A 15,593-nucleotide genomic window follows, 5' to 3' on the forward strand; every position below is an offset into this window, starting at 1 on the left:
GGAGAAAGGGGTTCAGAACTTCGCGCGCAGGGTTGCGCCGAATGTCTGAGGATCGCCGAGATTGCCGGTGATGAGGCCGGTATTGGCGGCGCTCAGCGCCGTGTAATATTTTTTGTCGAACAGGTTGGTCGCCCAGATCGAGAAATCCAGACCCTGATCGTTCAGCCGCACCCCAAGCCGGGCATTGGCGAGGCCATAGCTCGCAATCCGCGTATATTTCGAGTTGCTGCCGCTCGTGTCATTTGCAGAACGATGGGTGTAATCGACGCGACCATAGACTTCGTCATCGCCAATCAGATTGACCGGTTGGGCGACATCAATGCCGGTATTCCAGATGAACTTCGGCGCATTGGCGAGTTGCACCCCCGTCAGGTCCTGAATTTGGCTGACATTGCGCTTTTCGGGCGCAGCCTGCGCGTTCTTGTAATCCTTGTAGACCGCATCGGTATAAGCGGCGGAGGCCGTCAGCCGCACATAGCGGCTCGGCGCAATAGCAAGATCAGCCTCGATGCCCCGCGAACGCACCCCCGGTATGTTGGAGATATAGCGGATGAACGAGGTCGTGCTGCCGATCTGTTCCGAAATCGCCGCCTGATAGTTTTTCACCTCGGTCCAATACGCCGCGGCATTGAGGGTGATCGCACGGTTGAGAAACTGGCTCTTGAAACCGACTTCCCATGCATCGATCGTTTCCGACTTCACCACCGGCGAAACGCCCGTCGGCAAGGTGCCGAGGCTCAGACCACCCGACTTGCTGCCGCGCGAATAGCTGGCATAGGTGAGCACATCCGGCGCAACCTTGTAGGACAGGTTGATCTGGCCGGTCAGCGCATCGTTCGAAAGGCCGGTGGTATAACGGACTTCCGGATATAGCTCGTCACGCAACTTCTGGGCTGCGGCCCTGTCCGCCAGGCTGAGCAACGACAGATCATTGCCCGCCACCGTGCGCTGATCGAACAGGCCCGTCTTCTTTTCATGCGTGTAGCGCAGGCCGCCGGTCACGCTCAACGCATCGGTCGCATGCCAGGTCAGCTGGCCAAAGGCGGCATAGCTTTTGGTCCCCGGCTTGATGATCGAGTCCGATTGGAAACCCGTATAGGCGTAATTCGCCAAGATGCGGTTGGCGGTCGGCTTGTTCCAGACGGCATAGTCCTTGCCAAGACCATATTGTCCAAGCGCATGAATGACTTGCCAGAAATAATAGGCGCCGACGACATAATCCAGCTTGCGCTCGCCCTGCGAGGCAAGTCGCAACTCCTGACTGAACTGGCGTTGCAGGTTCGTCGTGCCGCCGCGAACATTGACCGTCAGCGACGTATTGTCCTGATCGTTGAGCGGATACCAGTCCCACCACCGATAGGCAGTGACAGAGGTCAGCGCCGCAGTGCCAAGGTCCCAATCAACCTTGCCGGAGACGCCATAGCCTTCCATGTTCGCCTGCACATCCGCATTCACATCGACCTGACGCGCAAAAGGATCGTTCAGATCATAAGGCGGCGTATAGCCCGCGCGGGTAGCACGATCGAGAAAGTTGTTGGTCAGCGTGCTGCCATCGTCATATTTGGTGAACACGCCGACGATGCTGCTGGCCCGCGAATAAGAGGTCTGCTTCGAATAATCGCCGATCAACCGGATCGATACCGTGTCCGTGGGCTTGATCAGCAACTGGCCGCGAATAGACACATTGTCGTAATCGTTGATCTTGCGGCCATTGGCGAGATTGGTCAGCAGACCGTCCTTATGGGTATCCGACACGGTCACGCGGTAGGCGACCTTGTCCCCCGCGAGCGGCCCGGTCAGCGAACCCCGGACCTGATGATAGCCATCCTCGCCAAGGCTGGCCTCGCCTCGAAACTCTGTATCGAACTGCGGTGCGCGCGTCGTGATGCTGATCGCGCCCGCCGTCGTGTTCTTGCCGAACAATGTCCCTTGGGGACCGCGCAACACCTCGACGCGCTCCAGATCGATCAGGTCGAATTGCGACGCGCCGATGCGGCCATAATAGACATCGTCCACATAAAAGCCGACACCGATTTCGAGACCGTCATTCTGGTCTGAATTCGAGCCAAGGCCTCGGATATTCGCGAAGGTGTTACGCGCGTTGTTGTTGCGGATCACCAAGGTCGGCGTCAGATCGGCGATCTGGATGAGATTGACGGCACCCGTGCGTTCGATCGTGTCACCCGATACGGCTGTGAGCGCGATCGGCACCTCCTGCGCGCGCTCTTCACGCCGCCTTGCGGTGACCACAATGTCATCGAAGCTGCCTGCGGCATCGGCCTCAACCGCAGCTGCGGCGAATTCCGCATGAACGGGCGTAGTAGCCGCAAGCGCCAAAAGGCTGATGCTCGCGGCGAAAAACTGGCGTGAAACGCCTGAAATACGAACTGACATGAAATTCCCCTTTAGCGGGATCATCGGGACGCACGCATCCGTCCGGACACAGCAAAAGCGCCCGATCCCTTGAATGATGTATTGTGTGCTGGAGGCAAAACAGGGCCATCGCCGGACAAGGACTGCCCGAACGCCATGACGGCGGCGTACAAACGTCGCGCGCGCCATCCAGCTGGATATTGAAAAGGCGGTCGGTGGACCGTTCCGCCTGTAATGTTGCTGAACTTCTACAGAGTCCTGTGCATCGTTCGTCCCCTTCAAAATGGGGGGAACACGATCCCTGACGTCGTCGCCCTGGAACCGTGCGCTTTAGCCGTTAGTAACGCGGAGCAAGCTGCATCCCGATCAAAAGCCGCGGGTCAAGCCACCCCAATGGCAAAAGCCATAATGGCGAGAGACAGACCATATCTCTCTTCAAGACAATCACTACTTAACAAGTAGAGTATTGACGCGCAATCCAAGTTTTCCTCTGCCCCCCTAAAGCGAGACTTGGGTGACCGGCGGCCATTTGCGCGACTTATGCAGGCGGGTCATTCAAAGACCGAGCGCGGCAAGCCTCACCAACCGCCCATGCAGCCAAGTCATCCCGACGCCATAGGTCAGGATCGGCGTGAATGTGGCGATGCCCTCCGGCGCATTATTATCTTCGATCACCGGCTCGGACTGTTCGGTCAGTAGCGAGAAATGATCACCGATCCGCACGAGCAAGGCCGCAGACTGACGCCCCTTGCCGGTTTCGGCAGCGGTGTGAAAACGACCGGTCGTCAAAAACATATCCTTGTTTGGAATGCCGAGAAAGCGCAACGCCTCCATCTTGGCGATGGCAATATCGAAACAATCGCCCATACCCCGAGAAAGCGTCTCACTCGCCGGTGCCCAATAGCCGTCGTCCGAACAGTCATTGGTGACAGCCTGGGTGCGGACCGCGCGATTCACAGCCCCTTGCACAAAGGCAAGCTGCTCTTGCGGCGGCAGTTCTCTGGCGCTCTCGGTAAGGCTCGCCAATGCCGGTTGGGCAATCGAGGCAATCATGAGCTTTGACCAGCGCGTCCCCGTCGGCAGCGAACTGAGCGGCAGGGCAATCGTCCCGAATATATTGGGCTGATACGGTCGATCGGCTTCGGGCGAGGCAATGTCAGGCATCTCCCAATGGGTGACGACCTCGGCGGCATGTGCCGACGTGCCGACCCCCATCATGGCGAGCCACATCGCGCCGATGCCCAAACCCAGCTTCAGACCAATATTCAAGCGCGCACGCCTGTATATGCGGACAGGATTGAAATGCACTCCGCCCCCTCCTTATTTTATGGCATCCTAACCTATGCCAATCTGAACAAGCAATAGCACCGATATGGATCGGTCGTGAAATGATCCCGGCTCATCCTATGGCAGCACCGAAATTGAGATCAGGCTTGCGCCTGCATCCACCTGCATGCCCGTGACGACATTGCACGCGGTGACAATCCCATCGAACGGCGCGACAAGACTATGCGCCATTTTCATGGCTTCCAGCGTGATCAGTTTTTGTCCCTGAATAACCGGTTCGTTAACGGCAACATGGATGGTTATAATCCTGCCGGGCATCGGCGCGACGATGTTGCCATTTTCGACGATCATCGCCGTTTCACTATTGGCGCGGGTACTGACGCGATAGGGCTGGCCCTGATCGATCAGCCAGAGGTCCGTCGTTGAAATGTCTGTCGTCAGGGCGTGATAATCAACCAGCCCTGCCCGGTCGAGCCGGACAGACTTGGCAACGCCATCGACCCATAGCACCACCTCTTCCTGTGGCGGCGCATTCAGGCGAAAACCCATCAACCCCCTGGTGCCATTGTCCTCGTCCATATCGGGGGGAAGCAGTCGCTCGACACCACGGGAAAGCGCATCGGGGTGCGGAAAGGCACCGGGCACAAGGTCGTCGAGATGCCGGGCGATGAAGCCGGTGTCGATCATGCCATGGATGAATGCCTCATGGCGCAGGATGCGGACAAGCAGGCCAATATTGGTTTTGACTGGCACGATCAACGCATCTTCCAACTGGCTGGCAAAATTTTCGATGGCGGCTTCACGGTCCCGCTGATGGGCAATGACCTTGCCGATCAGCGGGTCATAATAAGGCGGGATGGTGTCGCCCGCCTCATAGCCGGCATCGAACCGCATAAAGCCATAGCCGGGATGGAATATTTCCATCTTTCCAGTCGATGGCAGGAAATCGTTGCGCGGATCTTCGGCATAGATGCGCCCTTCAATGGCCCAGCCATTGATCGACAGCTGATCTTGCCGCAGCGGCAGCTCCTCTCCCGCCGCGACACGCAATTGCCATGCCACAAGATCGACACCGGTGATCGCCTCCGTCACCGGATGTTCGACCTGAAGCCGGGTATTCATTTCCATGAACCAGATGCGGTCAGCCCGCAGCCCCGCGCTGGTATCGGCGATGAACTCGATCGTGCCGGCACCAACATAGCCGATCGCCTTTGCCGCCTGCACGGCAGTCGCGCACAGCCATGCGCGGGTGGCCTCGTCCATGCCGGGGGCGGGCGCTTCCTCGATCACCTTCTGGTGACGGCGCTGGAGCGAGCAGTCGCGTTCGAACAGGTGGACGACATTGCCATGATGATCGCCAAAGACCTGCACCTCGATATGCCGGGCGCAGGCGATATGCTTTTCGATGATCACCCGATCATCGCCAAAAGACGACATTGCCTCATGGCGGCATGCGATCAGCGCATCGGCAAATGCGGCCGAGGTCTCGACCTGCCGCATCCCTTTGCCCCCGCCGCCCGCCACCGCCTTGATCAGCACCGGGTAACCAATTGCCGATGCTTCGGCCTGCAACCGGGCCGGGGATTGGTCTTCCCCCAGATAGCCCGGCACGACAGGCACGCCCGCCTGCTGCATCAGCTGCTTGGCTTTATCCTTCGCCCCCATGTGCAGGATGCTGTCCGGGTGAGGCCCGACCCAGATCAACCCCGCGCCCGCCACCCGTTCTGCGAACGCGGCATTTTCCGCGAGAAAGCCATAGCCGGGATGGATCGCTTCGGCACCGGCCTGTTGGGCCGCCGCGATGATCCGGTCTGCGGCAAGATAGCTCTCGGATGCCGGTGATGGTCCGATATGCACGGCCTCATTCGCCACACGCACATGCAGCGCACCGGCATCCGCATCGGAATAGATCGCAATGGTGCGCATGCCCATCGCACGCGCAGTGCGGATGATGCGGCAGGCGATTTCGCCACGATTGGCGATGAGGAGCGAGCGCATCATGGCCATCACATCCTGAACACGCCGAACGGCGTTTGTGCAGGGATGGGCGCATTCAAGGCGGCGGCAAGCGCGAGGCCCAGTACGTCACGGGTCTGTACCGGATCGATGATGCCATCATCCCAAAGCCGGGCGGTCGCGAAATAGGGATTGCCTTCTTCCTCATATTTCTGCCGGATCGGGGCCTTGAACGCCTCGGCCTGTGCCGGGGTCCAGCGGTCAGCATCATGATGCACAGTTGCCAGCACGCTGGCCGCCTGCTCCCCACCCATCACGCCGATGCGGCTGTTGGGCCAAGTGAACAGGAAGCGCGGATCGAACGCGCGCCCGCACATGCCGTAATTGCCTGCACCGAAACTGCCGCCGATCAGCACGGTCAGCTTCGGCACGCTGGCATTGGCGACGGCCATCACCAGCTTTGCGCCATGTTTGGCGATCCCTTCCGCTTCATATTTGCCGCCAACCATGAAGCCCGCGATGTTCTGCAAGAAGACGAGCGGGATGCGGCGCTGACAGGCAAGCTGGATGAAATGCACACCTTTCAACGCGCTTTCCGAAAACAGCACGCCATTATTCGCCAGAACAGCAACCGGCATGCCCCAGATATGGGCAAAGCCGCAGACCAAAGTGGTGCCGTAAAGAGCCTTGAACTGATGCAGTTCCGAACCATCCACGATCCGCGCGATCACCTCATGGACATCATAAGGCGTGCGCACATCCTCTGGCAGAATGCCATAGAGGTCCGTGGCCGGATAGACGGGCGGGCGGGGCGCGATAATCGTCACATCCGGGGTATGCTGAGGCGGGAGGTGGGAGACGATATCGCGCACGATCGTCAACGCATGGTCGTCATTGCTGGCGAGATGATCGACGACGCCTGACCTGCGCGCATGCAGATCCCCGCCGCCCAAATCCTCGGCGCTGATCTCTTCGCCGGTCGCCGCCTTCACCAAAGGCGGGCCGCCCAGGAAAATCGTGCCTTGTCGATGCACGATCACCGTCTCGTCCGACATAGCGGGCACATAGGCGCCGCCCGCCGTGCAACTTCCCATCACACAGGCGATTTGCGGTATTCCCTTGGCCGACATGCGCGCCTGATTGAAGAATATCCGCCCGAAATGATCGCGACCGGGGAAGACCTCGGCCTGATGCGGCAGGTTCGCGCCGCCGCTATCGACAAGATAGATGCACGGCAGATGGTTGGTTTCGGCAATTTCCTGTGCGCGCAGATGCTTTGTGACGGTCAATGGAAAATACGTGCCGCCCTTCACTGTCGCATCATTGGCAACAATCATGCATTGCCGCCCGGACACCCGGCCAATGCCGACGATCAACCCCGCACCGGGCACCGCATTGTCATATAGGTCATAGGCGGCAAGCTGGCCGATTTCGAGGAACGGCGAACCGGGATCGAGCAGGCGCTCCACCCGGTCGCGCGGCAGCAGCTTTGCCCGCGCGATATGGCGTTCGCGCGCATCGCGGCCACCGCCTTGAGCGACCAGCGCAACGCGCGCGCGCAGCATGTTCGACAACGCCTGATTCTTCGCCGCCCGCGCCTGAAAATCCGGGTCATCGCGATCCACCAGTGAAGGAATGACAGGTGCGCTCATGTCCCGGTCACCTCTTGGCCGATCAACTCCCGCCCGATCAGCATGCGGCGGATTTCATTGGTACCGGCGCCAATATCGAGCAATTTAGCATCGCGCAGATAGCGTTCGACCGGCCAGTCCCGCGTATAACCCGCCCCGCCAAGCGCCTGTATCGATTCCAGCGCCACCCGCACCGCATTCTCGCTGGCGAGCAGGATCGCGCCCGCCGCATCAAAGCGGGTGGTGCGCCCCGCATCGCACCCGCGCGCGACCGCATAGACATAGGCGCGGGCCGAATTGAGCGCGACATACATGTCCGCCACCTTTGCCTGCATCAACTGGAAACTGCCAATGGGCTGACCGAATTGCTTGCGCGCGCGCACATAAGGCAGGACGACATCAAGACAGGCCGCCATGATCCCGGTCTGGACGCCCGCCAGCACGGTCCGTTCGTAATCCAGCCCCGACATGAGCACCCTTACCCCGTCGTCAACCGCCCCCATCACCTGACTGTCGGGCAGGAAGCAATCGTCGAACACCAATTCGGCAGTCGGCGATCCGCGCATCCCCAGCTTGTCTATGCGCTGCCCGATATGAAAGCCGGGCATGTTACTTTCCACCAGAAAAGCGGTGATGCCGCGCGGATGTGCGCCCGTCCGCGCATAGACAAGCAGCGTATCGGCAACAGGCGCATTGGTGATCCAGAATTTGGTGCCGTTGAGGCGAAAGCCGCCATCCACCGCAACGGCCTGCAATCTCATCGCCAGCACATCGGAACCAGCCCCCGCCTCCGACATCGCCAGCGCACCGACATGCGCACCGGCAATCAGCGGGGGCAAATATTTCGCCTTTTGCGCGGCATTACCCCAATTGCGGATCTGGTTGATGCAGAGATTGGAATGTGCGCCATAGGACAGACCGATCGACGCGCTGGCGCGTGCGATCTCTTCGGTGGCAACGACATGTTCGAGATAGCCAAGACCCAGCCCGCCATATTCTTCCTCGACCGTGATGCCATGCAACCCCAACGCGCCCATGCCGGGCCAGAGTTCGTCGCGCGGAAACCAGTCTTCCGCATCGATCCGGACGGCAAGCGGCGCAATCCGTTCCTGCGCGAAACGCCGTGCAGTGCTGCGCACCATGTCCGCCTGTCCGCCCAGCGCGAAATCGAAGTCGACGTCGATGGTCATGGCTGCGCCATCGCCAGTGGTTCGGGCGATTCGATCAATTGCTTCATCCGCTGGATGAAGATCGCGGCATCATGACCATCGACGATCCGATGGTCGAAAGCAGAGGACACATTCATGATCTCGCGTATCACGATCTGACCGTCACGCACGACCGGACGCGATTCCATGCGGTTCGGGCCGATGATCGCGACCTCTGGCGCGTTGATCACAGGCGTTGTCGAAACCCCGCCAAGGGCGCCGAGACTGGTCAGCGTGATGGTGGAGCCGCTCAACTCTTCACGCCGCGCGCTGCCATCACGCGCAGCCGCGGCAACACGCGACAGTTCGCGCGCACAGGCCCAGATGTCGAGCGCCTCGACATGGCGGACGACCGGCACGATCAGCCCGCCCGGCGTGTGCGTACCGATACCGATGTGCACGCCTTCATGCAGACGCAAGATACCCGCCTCATCGTCATAACGGGCATTGAACTGGGGAAATTCAGGCTGAAGCAGCGCAAGCGCCCGCATGAAAAACGGGAGCAATGTCAATTTCGGGTCATCGGCATGACGCCCGGCATTGAGCCGTTCGCGTAACGCCACCAGCGCCGTCATGTCGAATTCCTCGACATAGCCGAAATGGGGGATGCGCCTTTTGCTGTCCTGCACGCGCTCGGCGATGATGCGGCGCAACCCGATGATATGTTGCTCATGCACCAACGTGCGTTGCGGCGATGCGGGCTGGTGCAGTCCGGCGAGATGGCGGTCCAGATCATTCTGTGTGACCTGCCCATGCGCGCCGGTGGCGGGAACAACATTCAGCGCAACGTCTTGTTCTTTGGCGCGGCGACGGGTCGCGGGCGCGGCGAGCGGCTGGCTGCCGCTAAGGGCTGGCGATGGTGCCTGCGCTGGCAACGGGGCTGGCGTCGGTGGTGCTGGCGTAGTGGACGTGGCGATGGGAACGTCTGGCGCTTGTGTTTCCAGTTCGACCAATATCGCGCCCACGGCAAGTTTTGTGCCGACCTCGCCATGCAAGGCGATGACAATGCCGTCGACAGGTGAGGGTATCTCGATCGTGGCCTTGTCGGTCATGATATCAGCAAGGGGTTGATCCTCCTGCACATGCTCACCCGGATGGACATGCCATGCCACGATCTCCGCTTCGGCAATGCCCTCGCCAATATCCGGCAAGTGAAACAGGTGACGCGCCATGCTCAGTCCTCCATCACGCGTCGCAGCGCTGCCGCCAATCGCGCCGGGCCGGGGAAATAGTCCCACTCAAAGGCATGAGGATAGGGCGTATCCCAACCCGTCACGCGGAGGATCGGGCTTTCAAGATGGTAAAAGCAGCGCTCCTGCACCAGCGCCGACAATTCCGCGCCAAAGCCGCCAAAACGCGATGCCTCGTGCAGGATGACACAACGCCCGGTTTTCTGCACCGAAGCCATGATCGTGTCGATATCAAGCGGGACGAGCGACCGCAGATCGATCAATTCGGCATCGATCCCACTTTCCGCGATGCCGGCAAGCGCGACATGCACCATCGTGCCATAGGCTAGGACAGTGGCATCATGGCCTGACCTGACAATCGCCGCCGCACCAAGCGGCACATTATAATAGCCCTCCGGCACCTCGGCCGCCGGATGCCCGGCCCAGCTGCGCGTTGCCTGTTCGGGATGGCCATCGAACGGGCCATGATACAACCGCTTGGGTTCAAGGAAGATCACCGGATCGTCGCACTCGATCGCGGCGATCAATAAGCCCTTCGCGTCGAATGGATTGGACGGAATGACCGTCTTGAGGCCACAGACATGCGCAAACAGGGCTTCCGGGCTTTGGCTATGGGTCTGCCCGCCGAAAATACCGCCGCCATAAGGGGCGCGCACCGTGATCGGCGCCCAGAATTCGCCATTGGAGCGATAGCGCAAACGTGCTGCCTCGGACGCAAGTTGATCGAAGGCGGGGAGGATGTAATCGGCAAACTGAATCTCGACGACCGGACGCAGGCCATAAGCACCCATGCCGATTGCCGTCGCGATGATCCCGCCTTCCGCAATCGGCGCATCGAAGCAGCGCGGCGCGCCATATTTTTGCTGCAACCCATCGGTCACGCGAAACACGCCGCCAAAATAGCCGACATCCTCGCCGAATATCAATATGTCCGGATCACGCGCCAGCATCACATCCAGTGCGCTGTTCAGGGCCTGTACCATGGTCATCGTCACCATCTCAAAGCCCCAGTTCCCGGCGCTGTTCGATCAGCCGCCAATCCGCCTCTTTGAACACATCTTCGAACATTTCATCGAGCGGCGGCTTGGATTGGCCGAGCGTACCAATGGCCTCGGCCTCTTTCTGTACGGCGCGCACCTCATCTTGCAGTTCCGCCTCCAATTGCACATGGCGCGCCTCCGACCATAGGCCCTGTATGATCAGATGTTGCTTCAGCCGCGCGATCGGATCGCCCAGCGGCCAATGGGCGGCCTCATCGGCGGGGCGATAGCGGGTCGGGTCATCGCTCGTCGAATGGCCAGCCGCGCGATAGGTGAGAAATTCGATCAGCGACGGTCCGCAATTCTGCCGGGCGCGTTCCGCCGCCCAGCAGGTCGCGGCCCAGACCGCGAGGACATCATTTCCATCGACGCGCAAGCCGGGCATGCCATAGCCCGTCGCCTTTGCAGCGAAGGTCGTTTCCTCCGCCCCTGCAATCCCGGCATAGCTGGAGATCGCCCATTGGTTGTTGGTAACAGCGAGGATCACCGGCGCGCGATAGACGCTGGCGAAGGTCATCGCTTCGTGAAAACCGCCCTCTGCCGTCGTGCCTTCGCCGACAATGCCAAGCGCGATGCGATGATCGCCCTTATAGGCAGAGGCCATTGCCCAGCCAACGGCATGCCCAAAGCGGTTGCCGAGATTGCCGGAGAGCGAATAAAAACCATAATCCCGCGCCGAATACATGACCGGCAATTGCCGTCCCTTGAGCGGATCATGCGCATTCGAATAGACTTGGTTCATCATGTCTACCAGCGGATAGCCACGGGCGATCAGCCACCCCTGCACGCGATAGGTCGGAAAGCACATGTCGTCCGGCGCAAGGGCGAGCGCCTGCGCCACGCCGATCGCTTCCTCGCCGGTCGATTTCATGAAGAAGCTGGTCTTGCCCTGTCGATGCGCGCGGAACATCCGGTCTTCGAATATCCGGGTCTGCATCATCGCGCGCAGCGCCTGCATCAAGATTCCATCGGGCAGGACCGGATTCCACGGGCCGACTGCACGCCCTGCGTCATCCAATACCCGCACCAGCAATTGGGGCAGGTCCCGCACTTCGCGCTCCGGCGTACAAGGATCGGGGCGACGCACCTCACCTGCCGCGGATAAATTGATATGATCAAACCGGGGAGATTGTCCGGGTCGGGACAATGGCATCGGAATGTGCAACTGAAGCGGAAGACGGCCAGACATAGCAGCACCTCACCCGATCATATTATTATTATCCATACGTGATTCTGGCAAAAATAGCTGTTGATTTATGACATCAGGTAGAGATCGATGCACGACGATACACACCCTTGATGCCAGCATCACGGCGAACTTCACGCTTAGCGGTTCGAATGCTTATGTCCTCTTCTTCGGATGCAACCTTGCCAATGCGACCCATGCCTTTACCCTGGCTGGTCTGTGGTCGTTCGGATCAACCCTGCCTTAGCTGGCCACGTCTGCGGCTTCGCGTATCGGAATGCTGCAGTGGACATTTTTGGCGTCTATAACGGCGAAGAGCCGACCTAGTCCGACGAACATTGCAACGTCGAGACCTAGTTCAACGACTTCTTTCACCGAGAAACTCCGGTAAAGGCGCTCGAACTCCGCATCCCCCACGCTGAAATGATCGAACGCCATCTTCTGACCGAAAGAGATCGCCGCCTTTTCCCGTTCGGTAAACAAAGGTGAAGTTTCTGCCGACGGCAATGCGGCGACCATTTCCTCGGTCAAGCCTTGGTCGATCGAATCCTGATAGCGGGACCCAAGGCAGTTGGCGCACTGGTTGATCTGGGCAATGGCGAGGCGAACGAGCTCGATGAGCTTGCGATCAAGTAGCCCTTCGGTTTGCAGCGACCAATAAAATGGCGCAAATTTCGAGATGATGTCCGGCCGATGCACCACCGCGCGCATCCCTGTCGGTTCGCCTGTCATCTCACCGACCTGCGTCACGATCTCAGCCATTTCAGGCGTCATATCCACCAGTTCCATCAATGGAATTCGTGCCATGCCCTCTCTCCTTTGATAAACTGTATCCGAACCTCGGCCAGCGTTCAAAATAAAAGGCATGTTCAAAAAAGTCGTACCGGGCGACAGGAGAAATTCTTCGAACGCGGACTTCGCCCTTAATTATTTAAGACGTTGCGACAGTCCTGCGGTCACGAACCAGACGTCATCGGCAGCTTGCGCCACAGCTTGATTCAGCCACCCGGCTTCATCCCTGAACCGGCGAGCGAGCGGATTGTCAGGCACGATGCCTTGACCGACTTCATTCGAAACCAGCAGGATCGTCGCCGACGACCGCTGCATGGTCGCGACAAGCGCACTTCGGGCCGCAGCAATATCATGATCGCCCAGCATCAGATTGCTCAGCCACAAGGTGAGACAATCAACAAGGATGATGTTGTCGGACGCGGCGAGACTGTCCAAAATGCTCGGGAGATCAATCGGACATTCCAGTGTCGACCAATAATCGGCACGCCCCGCCTGATGGCGCGCGATCCGGTCGATCATTTCCTCGTCGAACGCTTGCGCCGTCGCAATGTAGCTGAATTTACCCGACATCGTGCCAGCCAACCGCTCGGCAAAACTGCTCTTGCCCGAACGAGCACCACCCAGAATCAAGATGTTTCGCCCCATTTTTCACCCCCGATATTGCCAATATGGTCGCATCGCGTCATATGCGCCGCAGCAATAGGTTCCCAGAGATGGGATGAAAAGGGAACTCGGAAGCGGAATTTCCGTAATCCGGGGCTGCCCCCGCAACTGTGATCGGCGAGTCTGCGCTTCGTTACACCACTGGATTTCGATCTGGGAAGGTGAAGCGCCCGACAATGACCCGAGAGCCAGGAGACCTGCCTGTCGCTGTCGTTCTTTCGCGCGGGCGGGGTGCACCGGGTGAACGAGGGACTTTCCTCGCGTGACGACTTGGTCGGGTCGTTGCGCGCGGAGCAATGTTTTCAAGCATTGGTCGGCGTGGCGACCCTTTTGATGTCTCAAAAGGGGGTTATCCCATGCACAAGTCTGTACTTATCTTTCTATCTGTTTCCACCGCTGGACTTGCCCTGCCTGTCAGGGCCGAAGAAACCGGGGGCGACCAGATCGTCGTCACCGCTTCACGCAGTATGCAGCCACTGTCGCAGGTCGGCGCATCGATCTCGATCATCGATGCCGACATGATCAAGCAACTCCAAAGTGTCGCCGTCGTCGATCTGTTGCGCACCGTCCCCGGCGTGACCTTCACGCGCAACGGCGGTATCGGCACATCGACCTCCGTCAATATTCGAGGCGCAGAGAGCGACCAGACCGTCGTGTTGATCGACGGTGTGAAGATCAATGACCCGTCGACACCGGGTGGCGGATTCAATTTCGGCAATTTGCTGACGGATAACCTCCATCGCATCGAGATCGTGCGCGGCGCGCAATCCGTGCTTTGGGGCAGCCAGGCCATTGGCGGCGTCGTCAACCTGATCACCACCGAGCCGGGCGACAGGATCGCTGGCGATGTCAGTGCGGAATATGGCTGGCGAGATAGCGCCAGACTGACTGGCAATATTTCGGGCCGATCGGGTCCGGTGGCGGCCAGCTTTGGCGGCGGCTATTATCGCACTGATGGCATCTCGGCCTTCAACGAAGCCCGTGGCGGCAAGGAGCGGGAGGGCTTTCGCCACTATAATGGCAATGGCAAGATCAAGGTGACGCTATCGGATGCCATCTCCCTCGATCTGCGGGGTTGGTATTCAGACGGCAAGACCGGCATCGACGGCTTTCCGCCGCCGACCTACAGCTTTGCCGACACCGATGAAACAGCCCGGACCAAGGAGTTGGTGGGATATTCGGGGTTGAACATCGCGCTGTTCGATGGTCGGTTGCACAACCGATTTGCCTATGCGTTGACGGACACGCGTCGCGAAAATCTCGACTTTTCCACCCCGACACCTGCCCGGACCTTCGATGCCAAGGGTCTGAACAGCCGCTTCGAATATCAAGGCGTGTTCGATCTTGCAGACGGCTGGAAAAGCATTTTTGGCGCTGAAACCGAAAAGGCCAGCTTCAAAACCTCCAGCTATGGTGGTCCCTATGCCCGCGCCCATGCCCGTATCGACAGTGTTTACGGCCAGTTGAGCCTTACCCCGTTGGCCGGGCTGACCCTGAACGGCGGGGCGCGCCATGACGATCACGACACATTTGGCGGCAAGACGACATTCGCCGCAAATGGGGTCTATTCGCCCAATGGCGGCAAGACGGCACTTCGCGCCAGCTATGGCGAAGGGTTCAAGACGCCTTCATTGTACCAGCTGTTCAGCAACTACGGCAATACAGGGCTCAAGCCCGAACAATCCCATGGCTGGGACATGGGCATCACGCAGCAATTGCTGGATGGCCGCATTGCCGCAGGCGTCACATGGTTCGCGCGTGAAACCGACAATCAGATCATCTTCATCAGTTGCCCGGTGTTGACCGGCATCTGTGCCGGTCATGCAAGCGGCACCTATGACAATGTCACGCGCGGCCATGCCGAAGGCGCCGAATTCACCTTGGACCTGCATCCAGTCGATGCCTTGAGCGTGCGCACCGGCTATAGTTATATCAAGGCGGAAAATCGGGATACTGGCCGCGATTTGCCACGCCGTCCCCGGCACAGCCTCCACACATCCATCGACTATATCTGGGCGTTCGGGCTGAAGGCCGGCGCGTCGCTGACCCATGTCGGGAAAAGCTTCGACAACACGAGCAACACCAGAAGATTGGGTGATTATATATTGGTCGATCTGCGGGCATCCTTCCCGCTGACCGAACGGATCGAGATCTATGGCCGGGTCGAAAACCTGTTCGATGACCAATATGAAACCAGCTATCGTTATGGTTCGCCGGGCCGTGCCGCCTTTGCGGGCCTGCGACTGACATACTGACGACGGCCGATG

General features: G+C 59.5%; 11 protein-coding genes and 1 riboswitch. Of the genes, 1 reads left to right on the forward strand and 10 read right to left on the reverse strand.

The annotated features are described in order from the left end of the window. Window positions 1-12: 12 nt before the first annotated feature. The 10 genes from K6117_RS08325 to cobU all read right to left on the reverse strand — a co-directional run bounded on the left by K6117_RS08325 (window position 13) and on the right by cobU (window position 13,308). Entirely contained in the window at window positions 13-2,394 is a 2,382-nt protein-coding gene (locus K6117_RS08325) for a TonB-dependent receptor (RefSeq protein ID WP_221793887.1), read from the reverse strand. Between the two features lie 534 nt (window positions 2,395-2,928). Continuing rightward, a complete protein-coding gene (locus tag K6117_RS08330; protein ID WP_221793889.1) occupies window positions 2,929-3,642 on the reverse strand; it encodes a transglutaminase-like domain-containing protein in 714 nt (237 codons plus the stop codon). Between the two features lie 135 nt (window positions 3,643-3,777). After that, window positions 3,778-5,661, reverse strand: a complete 1,884-nt coding sequence (locus K6117_RS08335) for an acetyl/propionyl/methylcrotonyl-CoA carboxylase subunit alpha (RefSeq protein WP_221793891.1) — start codon at window positions 5,659-5,661, stop codon at window positions 3,778-3,780. A gap of 5 nt (window positions 5,662-5,666) precedes the next feature. Beyond that, on the reverse strand, window positions 5,667-7,268 hold the full coding sequence (locus K6117_RS08340; protein ID WP_221793893.1) for a carboxyl transferase domain-containing protein: 1,602 nt from the start codon (window positions 7,266-7,268) through the stop codon (window positions 5,667-5,669). Further along, window positions 7,265-8,437, reverse strand: a complete 1,173-nt coding sequence (locus K6117_RS08345) for an acyl-CoA dehydrogenase family protein (protein ID WP_221793895.1) — start codon at window positions 8,435-8,437, stop codon at window positions 7,265-7,267. Before K6117_RS08345 ends, K6117_RS08340 begins: the two co-directional genes overlap by 4 nt. After that, window positions 8,434-9,627 carry a dihydrolipoamide acetyltransferase family protein gene (locus K6117_RS08350; protein ID WP_221793897.1) on the reverse strand — a complete coding sequence of 398 codons (1,194 nt, stop codon included), beginning with the start codon at window positions 9,625-9,627 and terminating at the stop codon, window positions 8,434-8,436. Before K6117_RS08350 ends, K6117_RS08345 begins: the two co-directional genes overlap by 4 nt. 2 nt (window positions 9,628-9,629) lie before the next feature. Then, complete coding sequence (locus K6117_RS08355) at window positions 9,630-10,634, reverse strand: alpha-ketoacid dehydrogenase subunit beta (protein ID WP_221794265.1); 1,005 nt, start codon at window positions 10,632-10,634, stop codon at window positions 9,630-9,632. A 10-nt stretch (window positions 10,635-10,644) separates the two neighbouring features. Then, on the reverse strand, window positions 10,645-11,874 hold the full coding sequence (locus K6117_RS08360) for a thiamine pyrophosphate-dependent enzyme (protein ID WP_221793899.1): 1,230 nt from the start codon (window positions 11,872-11,874) through the stop codon (window positions 10,645-10,647). Window positions 11,875-12,114: 240 nt separating this feature from the next. After that, window positions 12,115-12,660 carry a carboxymuconolactone decarboxylase family protein gene (locus K6117_RS08365; protein WP_246604966.1) on the reverse strand — a complete coding sequence of 182 codons (546 nt, stop codon included), beginning with the start codon at window positions 12,658-12,660 and terminating at the stop codon, window positions 12,115-12,117. A gap of 138 nt (window positions 12,661-12,798) precedes the next feature. Continuing rightward, the gene (cobU, locus tag K6117_RS08370; RefSeq protein ID WP_221793901.1) at window positions 12,799-13,308 is read right to left on the reverse strand and encodes a bifunctional adenosylcobinamide kinase/adenosylcobinamide-phosphate guanylyltransferase; all 510 of its coding nucleotides are present in this window, start codon (window positions 13,306-13,308) and stop codon (window positions 12,799-12,801) included. Window positions 13,309-13,347: 39 nt separating this feature from the next. Further along, window positions 13,348-13,545, forward strand: a riboswitch (cobalamin riboswitch). A gap of 137 nt (window positions 13,546-13,682) precedes the next feature. On the opposite strand from cobU, the gene K6117_RS08375 reads away from it, so the two are divergent. Next, window positions 13,683-15,581: a TonB-dependent receptor plug domain-containing protein gene (locus K6117_RS08375; protein WP_221793903.1), complete on the forward strand. Its 1,899-nt coding sequence runs from the start codon at window positions 13,683-13,685 to the stop codon at window positions 15,579-15,581. Window positions 15,582-15,593: the final 12 nt, after the last annotated feature.

This window comes from Alteraquisediminimonas sediminicola (assembly GCF_019740335.1).
GTDB classification, from domain to species: domain Bacteria; phylum Pseudomonadota; class Alphaproteobacteria; order Sphingomonadales; family Sphingomonadaceae; genus Alteraquisediminimonas; species Alteraquisediminimonas sediminicola.

What these genes read in the sequence shown, in the direction of transcription:
- K6117_RS08325 (WP_221793887.1), bottom strand. Translation starts at nt 2,394, where the DNA reads ATGTCAGTTCGTATTTCAGGCGTTTCACGCCAGTTTTTCGCCGCGAGC.
- K6117_RS08335 (WP_221793891.1), bottom strand. Translation starts at nt 5,661, where the DNA reads ATGATGCGCTCGCTCCTCATCGCCAATCGTGGCGAAATCGCCTGCCGC.
- K6117_RS08340 (WP_221793893.1), bottom strand. Translation starts at nt 7,268, where the DNA reads ATGAGCGCACCTGTCATTCCTTCACTGGTGGATCGCGATGACCCGGAT.
- K6117_RS08345 (WP_221793895.1), bottom strand. Translation starts at nt 8,437, where the DNA reads ATGACCATCGACGTCGACTTCGATTTCGCGCTGGGCGGACAGGCGGAC.
- K6117_RS08350 (WP_221793897.1), bottom strand. Translation starts at nt 9,627, where the DNA reads ATGGCGCGTCACCTGTTTCACTTGCCGGATATTGGCGAGGGCATTGCC.
- K6117_RS08355 (WP_221794265.1), bottom strand. Translation starts at nt 10,634, where the DNA reads ATGACCATGGTACAGGCCCTGAACAGCGCACTGGATGTGATGCTGGCG.
- K6117_RS08360 (WP_221793899.1), bottom strand. Translation starts at nt 11,874, where the DNA reads ATGTCTGGCCGTCTTCCGCTTCAGTTGCACATTCCGATGCCATTGTCC.
- K6117_RS08365 (WP_246604966.1), bottom strand. Translation starts at nt 12,660, where the DNA reads ATGGAACTGGTGGATATGACGCCTGAAATGGCTGAGATCGTGACGCAG.
- cobU (WP_221793901.1), bottom strand. Translation starts at nt 13,308, where the DNA reads ATGGGGCGAAACATCTTGATTCTGGGTGGTGCTCGTTCGGGCAAGAGC.
- K6117_RS08375 (WP_221793903.1), top strand. Translation starts at nt 13,683, where the DNA reads ATGCACAAGTCTGTACTTATCTTTCTATCTGTTTCCACCGCTGGACTT.